At 67.7% G+C, this 22,005-nt stretch carries 21 protein-coding genes, 3 tRNA genes and 1 pseudogene; 10 read left to right on the forward strand and 15 right to left on the reverse strand.

Annotated elements, in window-relative coordinates; genetic code table 11:
• Window positions 1-4: 4 nt before the first annotated feature.
• The 3 genes and pseudogenes from AC07XP_RS05965 to AC07XP_RS05975 all read right to left on the reverse strand — a co-directional run.
• Window positions 5-1,243 (reverse strand): annotated as a pseudogene (locus AC07XP_RS05965) (styrene monooxygenase/indole monooxygenase family protein); the annotation flags it as partial.
• A gap of 13 nt (window positions 1,244-1,256) precedes the next feature.
• Window positions 1,257-2,504 (reverse strand): styrene monooxygenase/indole monooxygenase family protein, encoded by a 1,248-nt coding sequence (locus tag AC07XP_RS05970; protein ID WP_495264097.1) that lies wholly within the window; start codon window positions 2,502-2,504, stop codon window positions 1,257-1,259.
• Window positions 2,505-2,553: 49 nt separating this feature from the next.
• The gene (locus AC07XP_RS05975; protein WP_369629700.1) at window positions 2,554-3,348 is read right to left on the reverse strand and encodes an SDR family oxidoreductase; all 795 of its coding nucleotides are present in this window, start codon (window positions 3,346-3,348) and stop codon (window positions 2,554-2,556) included.
• A gap of 184 nt (window positions 3,349-3,532) precedes the next feature.
• On the opposite strand from AC07XP_RS05975, the gene AC07XP_RS05980 reads away from it, so the two are divergent.
• The gene (locus tag AC07XP_RS05980) at window positions 3,533-4,543 is read left to right on the forward strand and encodes an AraC family transcriptional regulator (RefSeq protein ID WP_495264098.1); all 1,011 of its coding nucleotides are present in this window, start codon (window positions 3,533-3,535) and stop codon (window positions 4,541-4,543) included.
• Window positions 4,544-4,558: 15 nt separating this feature from the next.
• Here AC07XP_RS05980 and AC07XP_RS05985 read toward each other — a convergent pair whose 3' ends face one another.
• The gene (locus AC07XP_RS05985) at window positions 4,559-5,368 is read right to left on the reverse strand and encodes a siderophore-interacting protein (protein WP_495264099.1); all 810 of its coding nucleotides are present in this window, start codon (window positions 5,366-5,368) and stop codon (window positions 4,559-4,561) included.
• A gap of 110 nt (window positions 5,369-5,478) precedes the next feature.
• Between AC07XP_RS05985 and AC07XP_RS05990 the strand changes: the two genes are divergently transcribed.
• From AC07XP_RS05990 to AC07XP_RS06010, 5 genes are all read left to right on the forward strand, one after another.
• Window positions 5,479-6,102, forward strand: a complete 624-nt coding sequence (locus AC07XP_RS05990; RefSeq protein ID WP_495264100.1) for a TetR/AcrR family transcriptional regulator — start codon at window positions 5,479-5,481, stop codon at window positions 6,100-6,102.
• Between the two features lie 418 nt (window positions 6,103-6,520).
• Window positions 6,521-7,471, forward strand: a complete 951-nt coding sequence (locus AC07XP_RS05995; protein WP_495264101.1) for a universal stress protein — start codon at window positions 6,521-6,523, stop codon at window positions 7,469-7,471.
• The gene (locus AC07XP_RS06000; RefSeq protein WP_062469933.1) at window positions 7,461-7,976 is read left to right on the forward strand and encodes a hypothetical protein; all 516 of its coding nucleotides are present in this window, start codon (window positions 7,461-7,463) and stop codon (window positions 7,974-7,976) included. Before AC07XP_RS05995 ends, AC07XP_RS06000 begins: the two co-directional genes overlap by 11 nt.
• A 76-nt stretch (window positions 7,977-8,052) precedes the next feature.
• A complete protein-coding gene (locus AC07XP_RS06005) occupies window positions 8,053-8,316 on the forward strand; it encodes a hypothetical protein (protein WP_495264102.1) in 264 nt (87 codons plus the stop codon).
• A 169-nt stretch (window positions 8,317-8,485) separates the two neighbouring features.
• On the forward strand, window positions 8,486-10,129 hold the full coding sequence (locus AC07XP_RS06010) for an ATP-binding protein (protein ID WP_495264103.1): 1,644 nt from the start codon (window positions 8,486-8,488) through the stop codon (window positions 10,127-10,129).
• Here AC07XP_RS06010 and AC07XP_RS06015 read toward each other — a convergent pair.
• From AC07XP_RS06015 to folC, 11 genes are all read right to left on the reverse strand, one after another.
• Window positions 10,126-10,743: a DUF4337 domain-containing protein gene (locus AC07XP_RS06015; RefSeq protein WP_495264104.1), complete on the reverse strand. Its 618-nt coding sequence runs from the start codon at window positions 10,741-10,743 to the stop codon at window positions 10,126-10,128. The genes AC07XP_RS06010 and AC07XP_RS06015 overlap by 4 nt on opposite strands.
• Before the next feature lie 253 nt (window positions 10,744-10,996).
• Complete coding sequence (locus AC07XP_RS06020; RefSeq protein ID WP_070062418.1) at window positions 10,997-11,368, reverse strand: hypothetical protein; 372 nt, start codon at window positions 11,366-11,368, stop codon at window positions 10,997-10,999.
• Window positions 11,369-11,587: 219 nt separating this feature from the next.
• Window positions 11,588-11,664: transfer RNA gene (locus tag AC07XP_RS06025), tRNA-Asp, on the reverse strand.
• Window positions 11,665-11,733: 69 nt separating this feature from the next.
• Window positions 11,734-11,809 (reverse strand) — tRNA-Glu (locus AC07XP_RS06030).
• Window positions 11,810-11,860: 51 nt separating this feature from the next.
• A tRNA-Ala gene (locus AC07XP_RS06035) sits at window positions 11,861-11,936 on the reverse strand.
• A gap of 36 nt (window positions 11,937-11,972) precedes the next feature.
• Window positions 11,973-13,361, reverse strand: a complete 1,389-nt coding sequence (gene gltX / locus AC07XP_RS06040) for a glutamate--tRNA ligase (protein WP_495264105.1) — start codon at window positions 13,359-13,361, stop codon at window positions 11,973-11,975.
• An 11-nt stretch (window positions 13,362-13,372) separates the two neighbouring features.
• Window positions 13,373-14,596, reverse strand: coding sequence for an O-succinylhomoserine sulfhydrylase (locus AC07XP_RS06045; RefSeq protein ID WP_495264106.1), 1,224 nt, complete (start codon window positions 14,594-14,596; stop codon window positions 13,373-13,375).
• A 21-nt stretch (window positions 14,597-14,617) separates the two neighbouring features.
• A complete protein-coding gene (purF, locus tag AC07XP_RS06050; RefSeq protein ID WP_495264107.1) occupies window positions 14,618-16,120 on the reverse strand; it encodes an amidophosphoribosyltransferase in 1,503 nt (500 codons plus the stop codon).
• Between the two features lie 12 nt (window positions 16,121-16,132).
• Window positions 16,133-16,618 (reverse strand): CvpA family protein, encoded by a 486-nt coding sequence (locus AC07XP_RS06055; RefSeq protein WP_070062414.1) that lies wholly within the window; start codon window positions 16,616-16,618, stop codon window positions 16,133-16,135.
• Window positions 16,619-16,653: 35 nt separating this feature from the next.
• Window positions 16,654-17,529 carry an SPOR domain-containing protein gene (locus AC07XP_RS06060; protein ID WP_495264108.1) on the reverse strand — a complete coding sequence of 292 codons (876 nt, stop codon included), beginning with the start codon at window positions 17,527-17,529 and terminating at the stop codon, window positions 16,654-16,656.
• 72 nt (window positions 17,530-17,601) lie between these two features.
• Window positions 17,602-18,909, reverse strand: a complete 1,308-nt coding sequence (gene folC / locus AC07XP_RS06065; RefSeq protein ID WP_095950847.1) for a bifunctional tetrahydrofolate synthase/dihydrofolate synthase — start codon at window positions 18,907-18,909, stop codon at window positions 17,602-17,604.
• A gap of 36 nt (window positions 18,910-18,945) precedes the next feature.
• Here folC and AC07XP_RS06070 point away from each other — a divergent pair, with 36 nt between their 5' ends.
• The 4 genes from AC07XP_RS06070 (at window position 18,946) to argG (ending at window position 21,814) form a co-directional block, all read left to right on the forward strand.
• The gene (locus tag AC07XP_RS06070; RefSeq protein ID WP_307696008.1) at window positions 18,946-19,299 is read left to right on the forward strand and encodes an ArsC family reductase; all 354 of its coding nucleotides are present in this window, start codon (window positions 18,946-18,948) and stop codon (window positions 19,297-19,299) included.
• Between the two features lie 58 nt (window positions 19,300-19,357).
• Window positions 19,358-20,005, forward strand: a complete 648-nt coding sequence (locus AC07XP_RS06075; RefSeq protein ID WP_062469961.1) for a hypothetical protein — start codon at window positions 19,358-19,360, stop codon at window positions 20,003-20,005.
• Between the two features lie 126 nt (window positions 20,006-20,131).
• Entirely contained in the window at window positions 20,132-20,458 is a 327-nt protein-coding gene (gene ppnP, locus AC07XP_RS06080) for a pyrimidine/purine nucleoside phosphorylase (RefSeq protein ID WP_062469962.1), read from the forward strand.
• A 15-nt stretch (window positions 20,459-20,473) separates the two neighbouring features.
• Window positions 20,474-21,814 carry an argininosuccinate synthase gene (gene argG, locus AC07XP_RS06085; protein WP_495264109.1) on the forward strand — a complete coding sequence of 447 codons (1,341 nt, stop codon included), beginning with the start codon at window positions 20,474-20,476 and terminating at the stop codon, window positions 21,812-21,814.
• Window positions 21,815-22,005: the final 191 nt, after the last annotated feature.

Below are 22,005 nucleotides of genomic sequence, written 5' to 3' on the forward strand. Positions count from 1 at the left end.
GGTCGACCGCGGCCTCGCGCGCCTTGGCTTCGAGAAAACGGTCGGCCTCGGCCGCGTCGAACCACCAGGGCGCGAAGTTGCGCGGGTCGTCGAAACCGTTGACCACCGCGCTCGCCACGGCCGGCCTGTGCGTGGCGCTCTGCAGCAGCTTCTGCAGGTGCGGCGCGGGCGGCGTGAGCAGGCTGTGCGTCCAGTCGGTGGCCCAGCGCGCGTAGCCCTCCCAGTAGCGGTCGAAGGTCTGCTGCATCCACGCGGCATCGAAAGGCGCGTCGCCATGTTCGAGGATGCGCTTGAGGTAGATGTCGGCCGCCTTGGCCGCGTTGTTCGAGCCCTGCCCCGTGATCGGGTCGTTGAGCACGACGGCGTCGGCGAGCCCCAGCACCGGGCGGCCCGAGGGCAGCGTGGCGACCGGGTGGCGCACCACGGGCGTGACGCGGCCACGCAGCACGCCGTGGTCGTCGGTGAGCTCGATGTGTTCGCAGCGCTCGGCCTCCCACGGCAGGAAGGTGGCAAGGATCTGCTTGCTGCGCGCCAGGTGTTCCTGCGGCGTCTTCACGTCGTCCCAGCAGTCCATGGGGCCGCCGGGCACGCCTTCGAACACCATGATCTCGCACGGGCCGCTGGTGGTGAGCGCGGGGAACACGAAGTACTCGCCGACACCCGGAATGAGGTTGAAGCTCACGGCCGCGAACGGCTCGCGCGGGCGCATGCCCTTCACGTAGGTGAGCGCCAGCGCGCGCTGCGGCGCGTCGAAGGGCGAGCGCGCCGCATCGCGCGGGAACAGCGCCGAGATCTCGCCCTTGCCGCTTGCGACGACCACGAGGTCGTGCGTGCGCGCGCATTCTTCCAGCGTGTCGATGTCCGCGTCCTGGTGCACGAGGCGGCCGCCACGCGCCTCGAAGAGTTGCATCCACGCAGAGATCTTCAGGCGCTGGTCGACCGACTGCGCGGGGCCGTCGAGCCTGGCCTCCCACGCGATGGCGCGCTGGCCTTCCGGGCTGCGCACCGACATGCCGATGCCCTCGACCACCGGGCAGGTGTCGGCCCAGCTGTCTAGCCCCAGTTCGCGCTCGGTCTGCAGCGCGGTCTCGAACATGCACTGGCTGGACATCACCGGCCCGTCGAAGATCTCCTGCGCCGTGCGGTTCGCATACACCGTCACGGCGTACCCTTTCGCCCGCAGGCCCAGTGCGAGCTGCATGCCGGACTGGCCGGCGCCGACGATGGCCACGCGTCGTGTCATGCGCTGGCTCCGCCTACGCAGCTGCCGCAGCAGCCGCGCAGGTGTCGAGGTAGCGATCGGCCTCCTGCGGGTCGGCGAACCACGGGAAGAAGGTGCGCGGATCGTCGAAGCCGTTGGCGATGGCGCTGGCCATCGGCGGCACGGCGCCGGCACTGCCGAGCAGCTTGAGCACGTGCGGCGGCGGCGGTGCGAGCAGCATGTTGGTCCAGCGCGTGACCCACTGCGCATAGCCGAACCAGTAGCGGTCGAAGGTCTGCTGCATCCACGGCGCATCGGCCGCGCCCTCGCCGCGCGCCAGGATGCTTTTCAGGTACGTGTCGGCGCACTTGGCCGCGTTGTTCGAGCCCTGCCCGGTGATCGGGTCGTTGAGCACCACCACGTCGGCCAGGCCGAGCACCTTGCGGCCCGAAGGCAGCGTGGCGATGGGCTTGCGCACGGTGGGCGCGAAGCGGCCGGCGAGGATGCCGTTGTCGTCGGTGAGTTCGATGTCGGCGCAGCGCTCGGCCTCCCAGGGCGTGAAGGTGTCGAGGATCCACTTGCTGCGCGCCAGGTGCTCCTGCGGCGTCTTCACGTCGGTCCAGCAGTCCATCGGGCCGCCGGGCACGCCTTCGAACACCATGATCTCGCACGGGCCCGTGGTGGTGAGCGCCGGGAACACGAAGTACTCGCCCACGCCCGGAATCAGGTTGAAGCACACGGCCGAGTACGGCGTGCGCGGGCGCATGCCCTTCACGTAGGTGAGCGCCAGTGCGCGCTGAGGCTGGTCGTAGGTCGACTTGGCGGCGTCGCGCTCGAAGAGCTTGGAGATCTCGCCCTTGCCGCTGGCCACCAGCGTGAGGTCGTGGCTGCGGGTACAGGCCTCGAGGTCGTCGATGCCGGCGTCCTTGAAGACCAGCTCGCCGCCCTTCTGCTGGAACAGCGCCATCCACGCCGGCACCTTCACGCGCTGGTCGACCGACTGCGCGCTCGAGTTCAGCCGCGCCGCCCATTCGATGGCCTTGGCGCCCTTCTGCTCGGGGTGCGGCACGGCGAAGCCGATGCCGTCCACCGTGGGGCAGTCGCTGGCCCAATGGTCGAGCCCGAGGTCGCGCTCGACCTGCAGCGCGGTGTGGAACATGCACTGGCTCGACATGACCTTGCCCTGGCGGATGTCGTCCGCCGTGCGGTTGCTGTACATGGTGACCTCGTAGCCTGCGTCCAGCAGGCCCAGTCCCAGTTGCAGGCCCGACTGGCCTGCGCCGACGATGGCGATTCGCTTCATGGCTTGCTCCTTCTGTGTTGTCTCGTGGGGGTGTTGTTGTCGATGCAGATCAGGGTTCCATCAGGCGGGGAATGGCCGGCACGGCCTGCTCCGGGCCCATGGCGGAGTAGCCGCCGTCCACCGCGTAGTCGGCGCCGGTGACGAAGCTCGCGTGCTCGGAGCACAGGAACAGCACCACCTGCGCCACCTCGTCGGGGTCGCCGACGCGCCCCAGCAGGTGGTAGGGCGCGGCCACGCGGTCGGTGCGCGCGCGGTCGCCGCCCGTGAGCTGGTCCATCACGGCCGACCAGGTCCATCCCGGCGAGACGCTGTTCACGCGGATGCGGTCGGGGGCGAGGTCCATCGCCATGTTGCGCGTGAGCTGCGCCATCGCGGCTTTGCTCACGGGGTAGAGCCAGCGCCCGGTCTGGGCCACGCGCGACGAGATGCTGGTGAAGTTGACCACCGCCCCACCGCCGGCCGCCACCATGTGCGGGTGCGCCGCCTGCAGCATCGCAACGGCGCTGGCCACGTTCACGTTGAACGAGGTGAGCCAGTCGGCGCGCGGCGACTTGAAGCCGTCGTCCACGTACGAGCACGCCAGGTTCACCAGAAAGTGCACGCCGCCGTGGCGGGCCGCGGCCTCGTCGACGCAGGCCTTCACCTGCGCGTCGTCGGTGATGTCGGTGCGCACGAAGCGCACCCCGGCGCCCAGCGCGTCGGCCAGCGGCTGGCCCTTGTCGGCGTCGATGTCGGCGATGACCACCTTCACGCCCGCCGCGTGAAAGGCGCGCACCACGCCGGCGCCTATCAATGTCGAACCACCCGTGACGATGGCGCTTTTGCCTTCGAGTCCCTTGAACATGACGCTTGCTCTCCTCGGTTGAATCGCCGGTTCGGCGAATGGGCCAAAGGTAGAGCGCCGGGCCTCGCCGGCCGATCCGGAAAACGCAGGCGCTGTCCCTGCCGCGCAGGTTTTTTCGGGGGTTCCAAGGGACGGCCCGAATTGTGGGCTGGAAGGCTTTTTGCTACGGTCTGCCCGCTTCCCTATGGAAACCGCCACCGCCCCCCGGCTGCCGCTGCAGCGTTACCGTTTGTTCGAGAGCCACGACATGGACGAGGCACGCGAGAGCGTGGCCCGCGTGTTCTGCCCCCACGGCCTCACGATGCTGCGCCCACGCACCGAACTGGACGCCTGCCACCACAGCGCGCGGCTGCACCGCGATGTGAGCCTCAATTACGTGCAATACGGTCCCGGCGTCCAGATCGACCCGGGCTACCTGCAAGACTTCTTCTTGTTGCAGATTCCGTTGCGCGGCGGCGCCGACATCCGCTGCGGCGGCCAGCAGGTCGAGGCCACGCCGCGCGTCGCCTCGCTGCCCTCGCCCACCGAACTGCTGTCGATGCGCTGGGCCGACGACAGCCCGCACCTGATCGTGCGGATCGCGCGCGCGGCGCTGCTGTCGCGGCTCGAGGCGCTGCTGCAGGCGCCCGTGCGCCAGCACCTGGTGTTCGACCTCGGCGTGCCGCTGGACAACCCCGCGCTCGCGCCGCTGGTGCACTTCATCGACTACCTGCGGCTCACGCTCGATGCCGGCAATGCACTGCAAGGCGGCGGGCGCCTGGCCGAGCATGCCGAGGAGTACCTGATGTCGAGCCTGCTGATGTCGGCGGGCCACAACCACTCGCGCGCCCTGGCCGGCGACGCGCAGCGCCACCTGCTGCCACGCGCGGTGCGCAAGGCGCAGGAGTTCATGGCCGCGCACGCCGAGCAGCCGCTGTCGCTGGCCGACGTGTGCCGCGAGGCCGGCTGCAGCGCACGCTCCCTGCAGATCGCGTTCCGCCAGCATGCGGGCCAGGGACCGATGGAGTTCCTGCGTGAGCTGCGGCTGGACCGGGTGCGCGCCGAGCTGCAGGCCGCGTCGACGCAGATTGGCGTGCGCGACGTGGCGGAAAAATACGGCTTCCTTCACCTGGGCCATTTCGCCGCCCAGTACCGCGCACGCTTCGGCGAGCGGCCCTCGGACACCCGCGCGCGCCACGCACCGGCGGAACACTGACCCGGCGCGTCGGGCTCAGGCCCGGTCGCGGTGGTCGGCCTCGCCGTGCTTCCAGTAACCCTTGGCGGTCAGGCGCGTGCGCGCCAGGCCCTGGTCGTTCAGGAAATGGGCGCGCAACGTGCGCACCACGCCCGACTCGCCCGCCAGCCAGATGTAACCGGGCCCCGCCGGCTGCGGCCGGTGCATCAGCTGCTGTTGCAGCGCCAGCCCCGGCTCGGCCGGATCGCCGGTGAGCCAGCAGGTGCGCAGCACGGCCTGGCTGCGGATCTCCTGCACATCGGCCGCCGTGGGCACTTCGACATAGGTCTTGAGGCGGATCTCCGGCCCGAGGGTCGCGGCAATCGACTGGATCGCAGGCAGCGCGGTCGCGTCGCCGGCCAGCATCACCCAGCGCGCGTCGTCCGGGAGCGCGAAACCGCCGTCGCGCGGCCCGGCGAAGCCGATGCGTTCGCCCGGCTGCGCCCGTGCCGCCCAGGCCGAAGCGGGGCCTTCGTGGCCGCTGTCGCCGTGCAGCACGAAGTCCAGCTCGAGCGTGGCGGCGACGCGGTCGATGCGGCGAAGGGTATAGGCCCGCCCTTCGCCGCCGGGCACGAACACCTTCACCCAGGCGCCGGGTTGGTCGGCTGCCGCGTGGCGCAAGAAGGCCGCGACATCCGGGCCGCCGAGGGTGATGCGGCGCATGTGCGGCGTCACGAGGCGGCACTGGAGGACATGGGCGTCCAGCCGCGTGCCTCGTTCGGGTGGGACCTCGGCGATTGGCTGCAGGAGCGGGAAGGCGGAAGGCAACGCACGCGGCGCGTGGGCCTCGGAGGCATTGGCTGTCATGGTGTGTGTATCGATTCGGATGTTGCGAACTCTTGAATGCGAGCATTTGCTCGGTTTTTCTTAGAATACGAGCCTTCACTCGCATTGAAAACTCGCATTCGGAACGCCCGATGAAATCCCTTCCCCAGCCAAGAAAGGCGCCGCGCCAGGCGCGCTCCCAGCAGATGGTCGAGGTCATTCTGGAAGCCACAGCTCGCGTTCTGGGAGAACGCGGCTATGCCGGCACCAACACCAACGTGGTCGCCGAACGCGCCGGCGTGAGCGTGGGTTCGCTCTACCAGTACTTCCCGAACAAGGACTCGCTGATCACGGCGCTGCACGAGCGGCACGCGGGTCAGATGTACGCGGTGATCGACGAGGTGCTGGCCGCCTCGCGTGCGCGCAGCCTGCGCGGGCGCGTGCAGGCCATGGTGCGCGCGCTGCTCGCGGCGCATGCGCTCTACCCGGCGCTGCATCGCGTGCTCGAAAAGGAGTTTCCCTTCTTCGATGCGCCGCGCGAAGAGAGTGCGGCCGACCACGACATCTTCCGGCGCGTGCGCCAGCTGCTGGACGAGCACCGCCCCGAGCTCGCGCCGCGCAACCTCGACCTCGCCACCTGGGTGGTGCTGCAGATCATGGAGACGCTGGTGCATGCGGCCATCATCGAGCCGCCCGCGCAGTTCGAGCCGGCCGCGCTCGAGGCCTCGATCGTCGATGCGCTCATGGGCTATCTCTGCGGCCCGGCCGGGCGCTAGACAGTGGGATCTCATGCGTGAACCTCCAGGAAGACGGGGACAGACACGGAAACACGTCCCCTCCTGCGCATGACAAATGAAAAGGAAAAATGGGAAGCCCAACCGCGCACGCCCTGCACCGCGCGGCTCCAATCTGGCAAAGGTTGTGCGGGTACTGAGCGGATTCGGCCGCATCCGGCCTAGACTCCCCCGCATGAACGCCCAGCCCTTCCTCCACACCCTGACGTCCCGCCCCGGCGGTTGCACGCCTGCGTGGGCGCGGATGACAGCGGCGGCCCAGCAGACGCCCGCACATTCCTGAGCCCGGCGGTCCGCCTCTTTCCCCTCTCTCTTTTCAGCGCAAACCATCGACCGCCGGGCACCTGCCCCGCGCGGCTGCGCCCCCGTCATCCGGGGTCGCGTTCGACTGGAGTGCGTCATGCATCATCATCAGGTTCAGCGGGAGCACGCCCTTCCCGGAGGCGGCGTCGCATCCAGCACGCCGTCTTTTCAATCCATCCTCGCCGTCACCGACCTGTCGGCGCGCGGCAACCGCGCGGTCGAACGCGCCGCCCTGCTCGCGGCCGAGCACGGCGCGCTGCTGAAGCTCGTGTACGCGCCCGCGGACCTGGCGCCGCTCGCGCACGCCGAGGCGGCGACCGCCCTCGCGGGGCTGGCCCGCGCCATGGCCTCGCGCTTCGATGTGCTGGTCAAGCAGGTCGCGGGGCCGGGCGGCGGCCTCGCGCAGATCGTGGACGAGGCGCGCTACGTCGACCTCGTGGTGCTGAGCCACGAACGCGACCGCTCGCCCGCCGCCTTCTTCACCGGCCAGCCCGTGGAGCGCCTGTTGCGGCAGCTGCGCTGCCCGGTGCTCGTGACGCGGCTCGACACGCGCCTGCGCTACAGCCGCATCCTCGTGGCCGTCGACTTCACGCCCGCCTCGCGCGAGCTCGTGAGCCTGGCCCACGGACTGGACCCCGACGCCGCGCTGGAGCTGTTCCACGCGCTCAACACGATGCACGAGAGCAAGCTGCGCTACGCCGAAGTGTCCGAGCACGCCATCAAGACCTACCGCCACGACAGCATGCGGCAGGCGCGCGAGCGGCTGTTCTCGCTCACCGACTCGTCGAGCGCGCGGCGCAACCGCGTGCTGTCGGCCATCGGCCGCGGCGACCCGGCGCGGCAGGCCACGGTGCAGCAGCAGCATGCGCGCGCCGAGCTGCTGGTGGTCGGCAAGCGCCGCGCCCATCCGCTGGCCGACTTCCTGTTCGGCAGCGTGGCGCAGCGCGTGCTGTGCTGGGCCACGGGCGACGTGCTGGTCGTGCCCGCGGACCGCCGCGCCGACACCCCGTCGCTCGTCATTTCGAGGAAGCTGCAAGATGTTCGCTGAAGACCCCCTCACCAAGTACCCGCTGCGCCAGTCGCTGCTGCCCGGCGCCGAAGGCCTGGCCGTCTTCGCCCAGCGCGGGCCGGTCGACTGGCTCTCGCGCCCCGACCAGTACGTGTTCATCTGCGAAGGACGCGGCGGCCGGATCTACGCGGCGAACGAGGCCGCGCTCGAAGAAGCCCAGCAGCTGATCCGCGACGCGCACGGCGACCAGGTCGTCTCGCGCGAACCCGAGATCCACACCTTCGTCGATCCCGCGCTCGACGCGGTGGTCGAGCCGATCATGTTCCTGCGCCTGAAGAGCCCGCGCGCCTACGCCACCGTGCTGCGCGACGAGCTCGACCGGCGCCGCGCGGACGTGAAGGAAGAAGACCTGCAGCGCCACGACGTCGTGATCCGCGCCGAGGTGCGGCTGGCCGACCTCATGGGTTACGCGAAGTCGGCACTGGCGATGTCGAACGGCTCGGCGGTGATCTGGAACTGGCTGCTGCGCTACGGGATGGCCTGAGGGCTGCGACCAGGCGCCTCGTCCCCTCCCACAAACCCGGTAGCCGGATTTCGGCCTGCGCGGCTAGATTTGCGGCATGGCCGACAACCCGTTGTTCCTCTTCTTCACGATGACCGAGAAATTCTCGGACCACCTGAACGCGACCGGCGCCTATCCGGAGAAGTTCGTGCTGAACATTGCGCAGCACGACACCTACCTGCGCGACGTGGCGCTCTTCAACGCGGGCCGCCAGCGCCCCCTGGACCCGGCCTTGCACATGGGCATCCGCATCGAGATCGATGCGGCCTCGCCGGGCGTGATGGTGGCCTCCGACGGCACGCAGGTCCTGCTGCTGGGGTAGCGCTGCGCCTGAACTCGCGCAACCTGGGAAGGCGCGAACCGGTCAATGACCGGACAGGGCGCCCGATCAAAACCGGCGCACCGCCAGGCAAAGGCGGCTGACGAGATCCTCCGCAGAATCGGACTCCCCTCGGAGCGACGCGCATCGCCAAGCGTCGATCGAAGTCCAAATGAATCTGAATCTGGGAACTGCTGCGTTCTTCACGGCGCTGGCGGAGTTTGTCCTTGCCGCCGGCATGCTGGCGCTGTGGGCGAAGGGACGCGCGCGCTATCTGCTGGTCTGGGGCGTCGGCTTCCTTGTCTTCGGGATCGGCGCCTTGCTGCTCATCCTGCGGGACAGGATCCCCGACTTCTTCTCCATCCTCCTCGGGAATTTCCTCACGACACTGAGTTCGGTCCTGTTCTACGTGGGCATCTGCCTGTTCTTCGATCGGCGCCGCGCGTGGCTGCCCTGGATGGCAGGGGTACTGGCCGTGGAAGTGGCATTGCTGGCCTGCTTCTCCTATGTCACGTACGACACCTCGGCGCGTGTCTACGTGTACGGCGCGGCCCAGTCGGTGATCGCCCTGATGACCCTCCAGGCACTGTGCACGATGGGTCGTGGGCGCGGGGGAAACAGCAACCCCGAAGTGGTCGTCGTCGCCTTGCTGGCGTTGCTGGTCCATGGCGCACGCCTGGTCGGCACGCCCTTCTTTCCCGTGCCACAGGATTTTCTGGCGTCGGGCAATTTCCAGACCCTGCTGGCCTTCGGCTTGAAGTTGACCCACATCGGCTACGCGCTCGCGTTCGGCAACATGCACGCCGCCGCGTTGCATGCCGATCTGCGCGCGGCCCTTGCCCACATCGAGGCCAAGGCCCATCAGAAAGTCGAGATCCTGGGCTACATCGGCCACGACTTGCGCGCACCGCTTGCGACGATCGGCGGGTACGCGTCTCTCCTGCTCGCCGATGCGCACGACACGCAGCGCAAGCACCTGCTGACCATCCAGCGCAGCGTCAAGTACCAGCTCCACCTGATCGACGAACTGCTGGAGTACGCCAAGGCAGAGCTGCAACCGCTGACGGTCCACCCCGTCACCACCGACCTGCCGCGCCTGCTGGACGACATTTCCGACTACGCCGTCGCCCTGTGCGCGCAGCGGAACAACCGCTTTCGCTACCGTCCTTCCGAGCGAATGCCCCGAGAGATCGGCCTGGACGGAAAGCGCATGCAGCAGGTGCTGCTGAACCTGCTGTCCAACGCCGCCAAGTTCACGCGCGACGGTGTGGTGACCTTGTCGGTCACGGCCAGGCCAGAGGGGCGCGTCTGTGTCTTGAGCTTCGCTGTCAGTGACACCGGGATCGGCATCGACATGAGCCGCAACATCGACATCTTCGGCGCCTTCCAACAGATGCACCCCGCGAGCGGCAGCACGGGACTGGGCCTGTTCATCGCGCAGCGCATCGTCTCGGCCATGGGCGGAACGCTGAGCGTGGCCAGCGTGGCCGGTCAGGGTGCGACGTTCTCCTTCACGCTGTCGGTGCCGGTCGATGCCTCCGAAGCGGACTGGCCCGTCGTCGCGCAGCGGGAGACCGCGCCTGGCGAAGCATCACCGACGCCCGCGATGCCCCGACATGCCATGCCGGAGGATCGCGCCCTGGACGAACTCGCCAGTCTGGCGCTTCAGGGTCGCGTCACGGACATCGAGCACTGGATCGAACGCCACGCCGACGAAGCCGCCTACGCGCCGTTCCTGGCTCTGCTTGTCGACCTGCTGGAGCGGTTGGACCTGCGCGGGATTCACGCGCTGGTGAACCGCCCCGCCAAGTCCTAGATGTGCAGCGCCGCCAGCGCGCCGATCGCCACGCCCGCGACGGCGACGCCGTACATGGCGCGCTCCAGCCATTTCTTCCGGGTGAGCAGCGCAATGGCCGCCAGCGCGATGGAGACCTGCAGCACGGTGGTGGCCTGCGCCCAGCGGTGGTGCTGGTGCATCTGCGTCTCGGACTGCGCGTCCCAGCGGCTGGCCTCGTCCTCCAGCTTCTTGGCGGCGGCCTGGATCTCGGTCTTCTCCTGCTCGTAGCGGGTGACCTTCACCTGCCAGCCCTGGCGACGGCCGTCGTCGGTGGCGGTGTCGCGTGCGAACTCCGCCAGCGCCTGCTTGGTGCTCTTCGACTGGAAGTAATTCCACTGATTCGAAGCCTCGGTCTTCTTGATGGCCGCGTTGTTCTTGTAGAGGCCGGCGTTCGCCTGCGTGGCCCCGCCCATGTACGCGAAGATCGCGCCCGCCGTCGCAATGGCAGCGGTGCTCACAGCGATCTTTCCCGTCGTGCTCATGCCTTTCGCTGAAGAGGCTGCACCCTCATGGCCGTGGCCGTGGCCGCCGGAGGCGGCATGTTCGAGTTCGTGATCGTGCGGACCATGCACGTGAAAGCCGTGTCCTGACATGAAGTTCTTCTAGGCGTTGTTGTTGGAAATCTGGAGGGCGCGCGAGTATGCCCGGACTTCATGCGTCGATGGCTCGGGGAAAGTCCTGTCGGCCCTGCGGAGGCGCAGGGCTCGCAGGCAACCGCCGTGAGCGCGTGGCTGCGCTCCGGAAACGCGCTGCGCTCAGGTCAACCGCGCGTGCGTGCGAGCCGGGCCTGGCCGCAGATCACTGATGCCAGGTCCGGCAGATTCGCAGGGATCGACGTTCCCGATGTCAGTCGCGATCCTCGTAGTAGCGACGGTGCTGCTCGCGCTCCCACTGCCGGCGACGCCATTCACGGCGCTCTGCGCGCCGTTCCTCCCAGCGTTGCGCGCGACGCTCTTCCCAACGGGATTCAGGCTCGTAGTAGACAGGTGCCGGGGCGGAGTAGACCGGCTGTGCGGGCTGGTAGTAGGTCGGGGCTGGCCTCGAATAGACAGGCGCCGGCTCGTAGTAGACCGGTGCGGGCTCGCTCACGACCACGCCAGGCAGGTTGACGCCAATGGACCAACTGGTGGCCGCACTGGCCGATGCAGCGGTGAACAAGGCTGCGGCAGCAACGAGACCTGCGAAACCCAGCTTGAGAGTGGCTCGGGGAAAAGTCATTTCATCTCCTGGAGGGCGAGAAATAGCCCTGATGCACAACCAACGCCTGGCCTTGCGGCGGCGCGTACATCGCCACGGTGAAGAACGTTCCCAAATGTCACGCTGCCAGCTGGTAGTGGTGGGGTTAGCCGGAATCCCTGGAACAAATGCCAATCCGCGCCCAAGCCCCGGAGCAAAACAAAAAGCCCCAGTAGCAGAACTGCTACTGGGGCTTGTGTTTGGCGGAGTGGACGGGACTCGAACCCGCGACCCCCGGCGTGACAGGCCGGTATTCTAACCAACTGAACTACCACTCCTGGTAGACAACGTTCGTTCCTTGCGGAACCGAGTGTTGACGACTCGTGCCGACTTCACCGAAGTGAAACTGGCGACCCTACGGGGATTCGAACCCCGGTAGCCACCGTGAAAGGGTGGTGTCCTAGGCCTCTAGACGATAGGGTCAAAACCTTGGACGTGCTGCGATCAGCATCTCTAACCTACTCGACACTTTGATGGTGGAGGTAAACGGGATCGAACCGATGACCTCTTGCATGCCATGCAAGCGCTCTCCCAGCTGAGCTATACCCCCGTGTGGGTGTCGAGCCTCGAATTATAGCCCGATTTTTCAGGCCTTTTTCAATCGCTCGATAACTTTTTCGCGGGAAAAAATTTCGAGCACTGAATCGAGGGACGGTGTCTGCGATGTTCCCATCACAAGCACTCGTACTGGCATCGCTAACACGGGCATTTTCAGCGCGTGTGTCGCGAGGACTTCCTTGATCATAACTGCGATTTCGGCCCTCTCCCAGGCGACCGTCATCAATTTTTCAACGAGTGTTGCGATCGCGGGCTTCACTGCATCGGTGATGTGCTGCGCGCGGTCTGCATCGCTCACTTCGATGTCCGCATAGAAGGCCGCAGCCCAACCAGCGAGCGCCACCGTGGTGTCGCAACGGTCTTTGAAGAGCGCACAGATCGCAGGCAGACGCTCATCGGCGACGATGCCGCGCTTTTGCAACTGCGCTGCAACAAGCGGCGCGAGCTCGTCGCCGCTCCTGGCCTTGATGTACTGCGCATTCACCCATGCAAGCTTGGCCGCATCCCACTGCGCGGGGCTCTTCGACAGGTGCGATCCGTCGAACCAGCTCACCATCTGCTCGCGCGTGAAGAGCTCGTCGTCGCCGTGGCTCCAGCCCAGGCGCGCGAGGTAGTTGAGCATGGCTTCGGGCAGGTAGCCGTTGTCCTCGTACGCGGTGACGCTCACGGCACCGCGGCGCTTCGAGAGCTTCTGTCCGTCGTCGCCAAGAATCACGGGCACATGGCCGAACTGCGGCAGCGGTGCGCCGAGCGCGCGGAAGATGTTGATCTGCCACGGCGTGTTGTTGATGTGCTCGTCGCCGCGGAACACGTGCGTGATGTTCATGTCCCAGTCGTCGACCACCACCGCGAAGTTGTAGGTGGGCACACCATCAGGACGCAGGATGATCAGGTCGTCGATCTCGCGGTTGTTGATGGTGATCTCGCCCTTGACGAGGTCGTTCCACGTCACGTCGCCTTCGGGCGGATTGCAGAAGCGCACCACGGGCGGCACGCCTTCGGGCACGGGCGGCAGCACCTTGCCGGGCGCCGGACGCCAGCGGCGGTCGTACAGCGTCTTCTCGCCGCGCGCGCGTTGCGCTTCGCGCATCTCGTCGAGTTCGGCCGGTGTGCAATAGCAGTGGTAGGCGGTGCCGGCCGCGAGCATCTGCGCGATGACTTCGCGGTAGCGCTCGAGGCGCTGCATCTGGTAGATCGGGCCTTCGTCGTAGTCGAGGCCGAGCCAGTGCATCGACGCGAGGATCTGGTCGGTCGAGTCCTGCGTGGAGCGGGCCACGTCGGTGTCCTCGATGCGCAGCACGAACTCGCCGCCGTGGTGGCGCGCATAGGCCCACGAATAGAGTGCGGTGCGCGCCGTGCCCAGGTGCAGGAAGCCGGTGGGAGACGGTGCGATGCGGGTGCGAACTTTGCCGGTCATGAAATGAAAAATCAGGAAGTCAGGGTGCTCAGGCCGCGCGAAAGGTCGGCCGTGATGTCGTCGATGTATTCGAGGCCGACCGCGAGGCGGATCAACCCCTGGCTGATGCCGGCAGCCTGGCGCTGCACTTCGGTGAGGCGGCCGTGCGAGGTCGTGCCGGGGTGCGTGATGATGGTCTTGGTGTCGCCCAGGTTGGTGGCGATGCTCACGACGCGCGTGCTGTTGATCACGTGGAAGGCGTTGGCGCGCGCGGCGTCAGGCGTGTCGCCGACCACGTCGAACGACACCACCGCCCCGCCCCGCCCCGACTGCTGGCGCATCGCGAGTTCGTGCTGTCCATGCGAGGCAAGACCGGGGTAGTACACGTGCGCAATGCCGGGCTGCTGCTCGAGCCACTGCGCCACGGCCAGCGCGTTCGCGCATTGCGCCTTCATGCGAATGCCGAGCGTTTCCATGCCCTTGAGCACGACCCACGCATTGAATGGCGACAGCGCCATGCCGGCGGTGCGCACCACGGGGCCGAAGACATCGACGATGAGCTTCGACGGACCGCAGATCGCGCCAGCCATCACACGGCCCTGGCCGTCGAGGTACTTGGTGCCCGAATGGATGATGAGGTCAGCGCCCAGCTCGGCCGGCCGCTGCAGGATCGGCGTGCAGAAGCAGTTGTCGACCGCGAGCAGCGCGCCCACGCCGTGGGCCAGGTCGGCCAGTGCCTGGATGTCGCAGACTTCCGTCAGCGGGTTGGTCGGCGTCTCGGCAAACAGCAGCTTGGTGTTGGGCTTGAGCGCGGCGCGCCACTCGGCCACGTCGGTCTGCGAGACGAAGGTGGTCTCGACGCCGAACTTGGCGAACTCCTTGCCGAACAGGTTCAGCGTGGAGCCGAACACCGAGCGCGAGCAGATCACGTGGTCACCGGCCTTGAGCAGGCCCATGCACATCATGAGGATCGCGCCCATGCCGGTGGAGGCGCCGATGGCGGCCTCGGTGCCTTCGAGTGCGGCCAGGCGCTGCTCGAAGCTGGCGACCGTCGGGTTCGAGGTGCGCGAGTAGGTGAAGCCGGCCTCGGTGCCGGCGAAGCGGCGGGCCGAGGTTTCGGCGTCGGGCTGCACGAAGCCGCTCGTGAGGAACAGGGCCTCCGAGTGCTCGCCGTGCTGGCTGGGCGCCAGGCCGGTGCGCAGCGCGAGGGTGTCGCGGTGCAGGCCGGGCGGCAAGGTGCGTTCGTCTTGGCTCACGTCGGCCCTCTCTTCTTTCTCTTACTCGCTGGGGTTCGGCAGGGCGAGGCGCGAAGCGTCTTCTTCGTTTTCCTCGATGCGCGGACGGTTGCCGTTCATGCGCGAGATGGCTTCGGTGTCGATGTCACCGGTCACGTACACGCCGTCGAAGCACGAGGCGTCGAAACCGGCGAGCTTCGGGTTGAGCGAACCGATGGCACGCTTCATGGCGTCGACGTCCTGGTAGATCAGCGCGTCGCAGCCGATGAGCTCGCGGATTTCCTCGACGGTGCGGTCGTGCGCCACGAGTTCGTCCTTGGTCGGCATGTCGATGCCGTAGACGTTCGGGTAGCGCACCGGCGGCGCGGCGCTGGCCAGGTAGACCTTGCGCGCGCCGGCGTCGCGCGCCATCTGCACGATCTCGCGGCTGGTGGTGCCGCGCACGATGGAGTCGTCGACCAGCAGCACGTTGCGGCCCTTGAACTCGCTGCCGATCACGTTGAGTTTCTGGCGCACCGACTTCTTGCGAACGCCCTGCCCCGGCATGATGAAGGTGCGGCCCACGTAGCGGTTCTTCACGAAGCCTTCGCGGTACGGAATACCCAGGAGGTGCGCGAGCTGCGTGGCGCTCGGGCGGCTCGACTCGGGAATCGGGATGATCACGTCGATCTGGTTCGGCGGCACGGTCGAGACCACGCGCTTGGCCAGCGTTTCGCCCAGGTTCAGGCGTGCCTGGTAGACCGAGATGCCGTCGAGCACCGAGTCGGGACGCGCGAGGTACACAAACTCGAAGATGCACGGGTTGAGCGACGCGCCCTCGGCGCACTGCATCGAGTGCACGTTGCCTTCGAGGTCGATGAACACGGCTTCGCCCGGCTCGATGTTGCGTTCGAACACGTGACCCGAGCCTTCGAGCGCGACCGATTCGCTGGCCACCATGACGGTGCCGTCGGCGTTGCGGCCCATGCACAGCGGGCGGATGCCGTAGGGGTCGCGGAAGGCCAGCAGGCCGTGGCCGGCGATCAGCGAGACCACGGCGTACGAGCCGCGCAGGCGCTTGTAGACGTTCTTGACGGCGGCGAACACCTCGGCCGGATGCAGCGGCACGCCGCGCGAGGAACGCTCGATTTCGTGGGCCAGCACGTTGAGCAGCACTTCGGAGTCGCTCTCGGTGTTGGTGTGGCGGTGGTCGGTGGAGAACAGCTCCGCGCGCAAGGCGTGCGCGTTGGTCAGGTTGCCGTTGTGCACCAGCACGATGCCGAAGGGCGCGTTCACGTAGAAGGGCTGCGCCTCTTCCTCGCTGTAGGCGTTGCCGGCGGTCGGGTAGCGCACCTGGCCCAGGCCCACGTTGCCCGGCAGCGCGCGCATGTTGCGGGTGCGGAACACGTCGCGCACCATGCCCTTGGCCTTGTGCATGAAGAACTTGCGTTCCAGCAAGGTCACGATGCCGGCCGCGTCCTGGCCGCGGTGCTGCAGCAGCAGCAGCGCGTCATAGAGCAGCTGGTTGACGGGTGCGTTGCTGACAACGCCGACGATTCCACACATGAACGATTCCTCTCAGGGCAGGTAGCTTGCCAACTTTTCAGGCAGCGAGGGTTTGAGGCCCTGCAATGCCGCATCGAGAACAATGGCGCTGCGCGATTCGTGCCACCAGGCACTGTCGCTCAACGCCAGCAAATGAACAACGACCGCCAGCACGAGCAGGGCCACCGCCCCCCGTGCCGCGCCGAACGCTGCTCCCAAAATCCGGTCCACCGGCCGCAGGCCGACCGCGGCGATCAGCTTGCGCGTGAGGGCTGCCGCCAGCCCCACGCCGAACGCCACCGCCACGAACACCAGCACGAAGGCCAGCGGGTAGCGCCAGGTGGCCTGCGGGTCGCCGAACGGCAGCCAGGCCGCCACGTCGGAGGCCACCCACTGGGCCACGATGAAGGCGGCCACCCACCCGATCAGCGAAATCACTTCGAACACCAGGCCGCGCACCAGCCCGAACAGCATCGACAGCACGATGAGCGCGATGGCGATCCAGTCGAGCAGGGCCACGGCAATGAACTACAGGCAGCGGGCGACGGCGGTGCTTACAACGTGAGGATGGCTGCGGCCAAAGACAAGCCCTTGACCCGGTCCGCGGCCTTCTCGGCCTCGGCACGCGAGGCGAACGGCCCGACGCGCACACGCGTGCGTTCGCCGTCGGTCGTCTTGGCGACGTGTACGTAGGTCTTGAGGCCGGCGCGCTCGAGCTTCTGGCGCACTTCGCGCGCCTTGTCGGCATCGGCGAAAGCACCGACCTGCACGACGAAGCGGCCGTTGTCGTCGGCGGCCGGCTTGGGCGCGGCGGCGGGCGGCTTGCCTTCGAGCAGCGCGCGGGCGCGGGCGCCGTCGTCGGCGTTCGCGGCGGGCTTGGCGGGTTCCGGCTTCGGCTTGGGCTCGGGCTTCGGTTCGGGCTTTTTCGGCTCCGGCTTGGGTTCCGGTTTGGGTTCGGGCTTCGGCTCGGGTTTGGGTTCCGGCTTGGGTTCGGGCTTCTTCGGCTCCACGGCGGGCTTGGGCGCCGCCGGGGTGGCGGGCACGGACGCGCCGGGCTCGATCACGGTGCCGTCGGCGGTCTCGGTGATCATGCCTCCGGCCGACGAGGCTGCCGCCACGCGGGAGCTGCCGTCGGACGACGACGAAGGCGCGCTGCTCGTCGCGGGCGCCGGCGTGGCGGGCACGGGCAGCGGCTTGGCCTTGTTGCGGTCGGGAATCTCGATCGGGATGTCGACCGGCACGGGGCGCGGCTGGGTGTCGAACAGCAGCGGGAAGCCGATCACGCCGACCAGCACCAGCACCGCCGCGCCGAGCAGCCGATGGCGCGCACGCCGGCGCATGGATTCGACACTTTCCGCCGGCACCGCCGCGGGGGCGCTGCGTCCTTCGTTGCCTTGTGGGCCGCGCGCGCGGAACTTGAAAAACGCCATGAAGTTCGATCCCTGGAGGAGTGCAGCGAGGTGGTGCCCGATGGTGCCGGATGGGTGTGGACAGCCCGACGATCAGCCGCCTGGCAGCAGGTGTTTGGCTTGCAGCCGGGGGGTGCCGTTTTCGAGGACGCCACCCACGGTGAAGAACGATCCGAAGACCACGATTCTATCAGTGGCACCTGCCTGCTCGATGGCCGCGCGCAGGGCGTCCATCGGGCTCGCGTGCACGCTGCCGGAAGCGTCTTTGCGCGTGTTCTGGGCCTGCCACGCGGCCAGCAGATCGGCCGCCTTGGCGGCGCGCGGCGTGGGCAGGTCGGTGAAGTACCAGCGGTCGATCAGCGGCCCGATGCGCGCCAGGATGGGCGCGAGGTCCTTGTCGGCCATGACCCCGAACACGCCGTGCGTGGTGGGCGAAAAACCCATGGCGTCGAGGTTCTCGGCCAGCGCCGCGACGGCGTGGGCGTTGTGCGCCACGTCGAGCACCAGCGTGGGCTCGCCCGGCACGATCTGGAAGCGGCCCGGCAGTTCGACCATCGCGAGCCCATTGCGCACCGCCTGCGCCGTGATCGGCAGCTGCGGGCGCAGCGCCTCGAGCGCCGCGAGCACGCCCGCCGCATTGAGCAGCTGGTTGGCGCCGCGCAGCGCCGGATAGGCCAGCCCGCTGTAGCGCCGCCCCCGGCCCGACCAGCCCCATTGCTGCTTGTCGCCCGAGACGTTGAAGTCGTGCCCGAAGCGCCACAGGTCGGCGCCGATGGCGTTGGCGTGGTCGATGACGCTTTGCGGCGGCACCGGGTCGCTCACGATGGCGGGCTTGCCGGCGCGCAGGATGCCGGCCTTCTCGAAGCCGATGCTTTCGCGGTCGGGGCCGAGGTACTCCATGTGGTCCAGGTCGATGCTGGTGATGACCGCGCAGTCGGCGTCGATGATGTTCACCGCGTCGAGCCGGCCGCCCAGGCCGACCTCGAGGATCGCCACGTCGGGCTTCTCCTGGATCATGCAATGCAGGATGCCGAGCGTGGTGAACTCGAAGTAGGTCAGGGCCATGTCGCCACGGGCCTTTTCCACCACCTCGAAGCTTGCTATCAGTTTGGAAGCATCGACCGCCTCGCCCTTGAGCCGCAGCCGCTCCTCGAAGCGCACCAGGTGCGGCGAGGTGAACACGGCCGTGCGGTAGCCCGCGTGCGTGAGGATCGATTCGAGCATGGCGCAGGTCGAGCCCTTGCCATTGGTGCCCGCCACCGTGATGACGGGGCAGTCGAAACGCAGGCCCAGACGCTGCGCCATTTCTTTGGCGCGATCGAGCCCGAGTTCGATCTTGTCGGGATGAAGGTGCTCGGCGCGCGCGAGCCAGTCGTTCAGGGTTTCCATGGAGGCCGGCATTGTCGCCGACCCGCCGCTCGCGGCATCATGGCGACCATGACAACCCTATACGGCATTCCGAACTGCGACACCGTCAAGCGCGCCCGCGCCTGGCTCGACGACCATGGCGTGGCCTACGCCTTCCACGATTTCAAGAAACAGGGCGTGCCCGAGGCCGAGCTCGACCGCTGGCTCCAGGCCCCCGGCTGGGAGGCACTGGTCAACCGCAAGGGCACCACCTGGCGCAAGCTGGACGAGGCCACGCGCGACGCGGTGGTCGACGCCGCTTCGGCCCGCCCCGTGCTGCTGGCCAACCCCAGCCTGATCAAGCGGCCGGTGGTCGACTGGGGCCCGAAAACCGGCGTAACGACAGGTTTCGACGCGTCGAGCTGGGCTGTGAACGCCGTGTAAACCCCGGAACCCCGTCCCGCCGGCCGGCCTCCAACCCCGATCTGCAGGAGAGAACACCATGAACAGACACGTTTTTCGCATCCTCACGGGGCTCTCGGCGGCCGGCCTGCTGGCCACGGGCGCCAGCGTCGTGCAGGCCCAGCAAGTGGTCCAGGCGCGCGTGATTTCCGCCACGCCGATCCGCGAAACGACCGGCAGCGACGTCAGCTACAACGTCACCTACGAATACCAGGGCCGCCAGTACACGACCCGCACCACCAGCCGGCCGGGCGCCACCATCCCGATCCAGGCCAGCGCTTACGGCGTGACCACGTCGGGCGCAACCACCGCGCCGGTCCAGCCCCAGTCGCAATTGCAGCCCTACCCAGTCGAGGCCAACAACGGCCCGCAGTACCAGGAGCAGTACCAGCCGTACCCGCAACAGGGGCAGTACCAGCAAGGTGCCAACTCCCCCTGGGACAGCGTCGTGCCCGAACCCGGCGTGGTGGTGTCCAACGCGCCCGCGCCGGTCTACGTGCAGCCGGCCCCGGTGTATGCCCCGCCCGTCTACGTGCAGCCCGCCTACACCTACCCCTATGCGCAGCCCTACGTCTACCCGCCGGTCGGCATCTCGCTGAACCTGGGCTATTCGCGCGGCTGGGGCGGTGGCGGCTACTACCGTGGCTATCGCGGATGGGGCGGCCATCGCCACGGCTGGCGCTACTGAGTTCCCCCACGGCGGGCCGGCTCGCCCGAGCCCCTAAAATCGAGGGCTTCTCCAACCCCGGGGGTGCTGCTGCCGCGGCGCGTCCCTCGATCCGCCGAACGCGCAGGCGCCGGCGCCATCCATCCAATGACGACGACTACCGACACCATCAACAGCGCCGCAGTGGCCACCAAGGCCAATGTGTATTTCGACGGCAAGTGCGTGAGCCACAACCTCACCCTGGCGGACGGCACCAAGAAATCGGTCGGTGTGGTCCTGCCCTCCACCCTCACCTTCAACACCGGCGCGCCTGAAATCATGGAAGGCACCGGCGGCAGCTGCGAATACCAGCTCGCAGGCACCAGCGAATGGATCGCCTCGGGCCCCGGCCAGAAGTTCAGCATCCCGGGCAACTCCAGCTTCCAGATCCGCGTGAGCGGCGAGCCCTACAGCTACATCTGCCACTTCGGTTGAAACGGAACCCCTGACATGTCGACCATTCTCCAAAACGTTCCCGCCGGCCAGAAGGTCGGCATCGCCTTCTCCGGCGGCCTGGACACCAGCGCGGCGCTGCACTGGATGAAGCTCAAGGGCGCGGTCCCCTACGCCTACACCGCCAACCTCGGCCAGCCCGACGAGCCTGACTACGACGAGATCCCGCGCAAGGCGATGCTCTACGGCGCCGAGAACGCCCGCCTGATCGACTGCCGCGCGCAGCTGGCCAACGAAGGCATCGCCGCCCTGCAGGCCGGCGCGTTCCACGTGACCACCGCCGGCGTGACCTACTTCAACACCACGCCGCTGGGCCGCGCGGTAACGGGCACCATGCTGGTGTCGGCCATGAAGGAAGACGACGTCCACATCTGGGGCGACGGCAGCACCTACAAGGGCAACGACATCGAGCGCTTCTACCGCTACGGCCTGCTCACCAACCCCGCATTGAAGATCTACAAGCCCTGGCTCGATCAGGTCTTCATCGACGAGCTGGGCGGCCGCGCCGAAATGTCGGCGTTCATGCAGAAGGCCGGCTTCGCCTACAAGATGTCGTCCGAAAAGGCCTACTCGACCGACTCGAACATGCTGGGCGCCACGCACGAAGCGAAAGACCTCGAGCACCTGAACAGCGGCATGCAGATCGTGCAGCCCATCATGGGCGTCGCCTTCTGGAAGGACGAAGTCGAAGTCAAGCGCGAAACCGTCTCGGTGCGCTTCGAGGAAGGCGTGCCCGTCGCGCTGAACGGCGTGCGCTACACGAACCTGGTCGAGCTGATCCTCGAAGCCAACCGCATCGGCGGTCGCCACGGCCTGGGCATGAGCGACCAGATCGAGAACCGCATCATCGAGGCCAAGAGCCGCGGCATCTACGAGGCCCCCGGCCTGGCGCTGCTGTTCATCGCCTACGAGCGCCTGGTCACCGGCATCCACAACGAAGACACCATCGAGCAGTACCGCGACAACGGCCGCCGCCTGGGCCGCCTGCTGTACCAGGGCCGCTGGTTCGACCCGCAGGCCATCATGCTGCGCGAAACGGCCCAGCGCTGGGTGGCGCGCGCCATCACCGGCGAAGTGACGGTCGAGCTGCGCCGCGGCAACGACTACTCGATCCTGAACACCGAATCGGTCAACCTCACCTACAAGCCCGAGCGCCTGAGCATGGAAAAGGTCGAAGGCGCGTTCACGCCGCTGGACCGCATCGGCCAGCTCACGATGCGCAACCTGGACATCGTCGACACGCGCGAAAAGCTCGCCATCTACACGCAGGTCGGCCTGCTGTCGTCGGGCGAAGGCGCCTCGCTGCCGAAGCTGGCGAACGACGGCGACGCGAGTTGAGCAAGCCCTCTGCGCTGAAATGACGACAGGCCCCGCGGGGCCTTTTTTTATGGGGCCGTCGATTCCGGCAAGGCCGTAGCTTCGTGTGCTCCGTACGGGTCTCCGCTGACGGTGACTGCGCCGCCAATGATTCATTGATCGGCTCGCTCATATCCATTCAGAATACGGTATCTACATGAGGAGGAAATCGA

This window comes from Variovorax sp. GW531-E2 (assembly GCF_059423125.1).

Excerpts from the sequence above, each read along its gene's own strand:
- AC07XP_RS05970 (WP_495264097.1), bottom strand. The coding sequence starts at position 2,504 with ATGAAGCGAATCGCCATCGTCGGCGCAGGCCAGTCGGGCCTGCAACTG.
- AC07XP_RS05975 (WP_369629700.1), bottom strand. The coding sequence starts at position 3,348 with ATGTTCAAGGGACTCGAAGGCAAAAGCGCCATCGTCACGGGTGGTTCG.
- AC07XP_RS05980 (WP_495264098.1), top strand. The coding sequence starts at position 3,533 with ATGGAAACCGCCACCGCCCCCCGGCTGCCGCTGCAGCGTTACCGTTTG.
- AC07XP_RS05985 (WP_495264099.1), bottom strand. The coding sequence starts at position 5,368 with ATGACAGCCAATGCCTCCGAGGCCCACGCGCCGCGTGCGTTGCCTTCC.
- AC07XP_RS05990 (WP_495264100.1), top strand. The coding sequence starts at position 5,479 with ATGAAATCCCTTCCCCAGCCAAGAAAGGCGCCGCGCCAGGCGCGCTCC.
- AC07XP_RS05995 (WP_495264101.1), top strand. The coding sequence starts at position 6,521 with ATGCATCATCATCAGGTTCAGCGGGAGCACGCCCTTCCCGGAGGCGGC.
- AC07XP_RS06000 (WP_062469933.1), top strand. The coding sequence starts at position 7,461 with ATGTTCGCTGAAGACCCCCTCACCAAGTACCCGCTGCGCCAGTCGCTG.
- AC07XP_RS06005 (WP_495264102.1), top strand. The coding sequence starts at position 8,053 with ATGGCCGACAACCCGTTGTTCCTCTTCTTCACGATGACCGAGAAATTC.
- AC07XP_RS06010 (WP_495264103.1), top strand. The coding sequence starts at position 8,486 with ATGAATCTGAATCTGGGAACTGCTGCGTTCTTCACGGCGCTGGCGGAG.
- AC07XP_RS06015 (WP_495264104.1), bottom strand. The coding sequence starts at position 10,743 with ATGTCAGGACACGGCTTTCACGTGCATGGTCCGCACGATCACGAACTC.
- AC07XP_RS06020 (WP_070062418.1), bottom strand. The coding sequence starts at position 11,368 with ATGACTTTTCCCCGAGCCACTCTCAAGCTGGGTTTCGCAGGTCTCGTT.
- gltX (WP_495264105.1), bottom strand. The coding sequence starts at position 13,361 with ATGACCGGCAAAGTTCGCACCCGCATCGCACCGTCTCCCACCGGCTTC.
- purF (WP_495264107.1), bottom strand. The coding sequence starts at position 16,120 with ATGTGTGGAATCGTCGGCGTTGTCAGCAACGCACCCGTCAACCAGCTG.
- AC07XP_RS06060 (WP_495264108.1), bottom strand. The coding sequence starts at position 17,529 with ATGGCGTTTTTCAAGTTCCGCGCGCGCGGCCCACAAGGCAACGAAGGA.
- folC (WP_095950847.1), bottom strand. The coding sequence starts at position 18,909 with ATGCCGGCCTCCATGGAAACCCTGAACGACTGGCTCGCGCGCGCCGAG.
- AC07XP_RS06070 (WP_307696008.1), top strand. The coding sequence starts at position 18,946 with ATGACAACCCTATACGGCATTCCGAACTGCGACACCGTCAAGCGCGCC.
- AC07XP_RS06075 (WP_062469961.1), top strand. The coding sequence starts at position 19,358 with ATGAACAGACACGTTTTTCGCATCCTCACGGGGCTCTCGGCGGCCGGC.
- ppnP (WP_062469962.1), top strand. The coding sequence starts at position 20,132 with ATGACGACGACTACCGACACCATCAACAGCGCCGCAGTGGCCACCAAG.
- argG (WP_495264109.1), top strand. The coding sequence starts at position 20,474 with ATGTCGACCATTCTCCAAAACGTTCCCGCCGGCCAGAAGGTCGGCATC.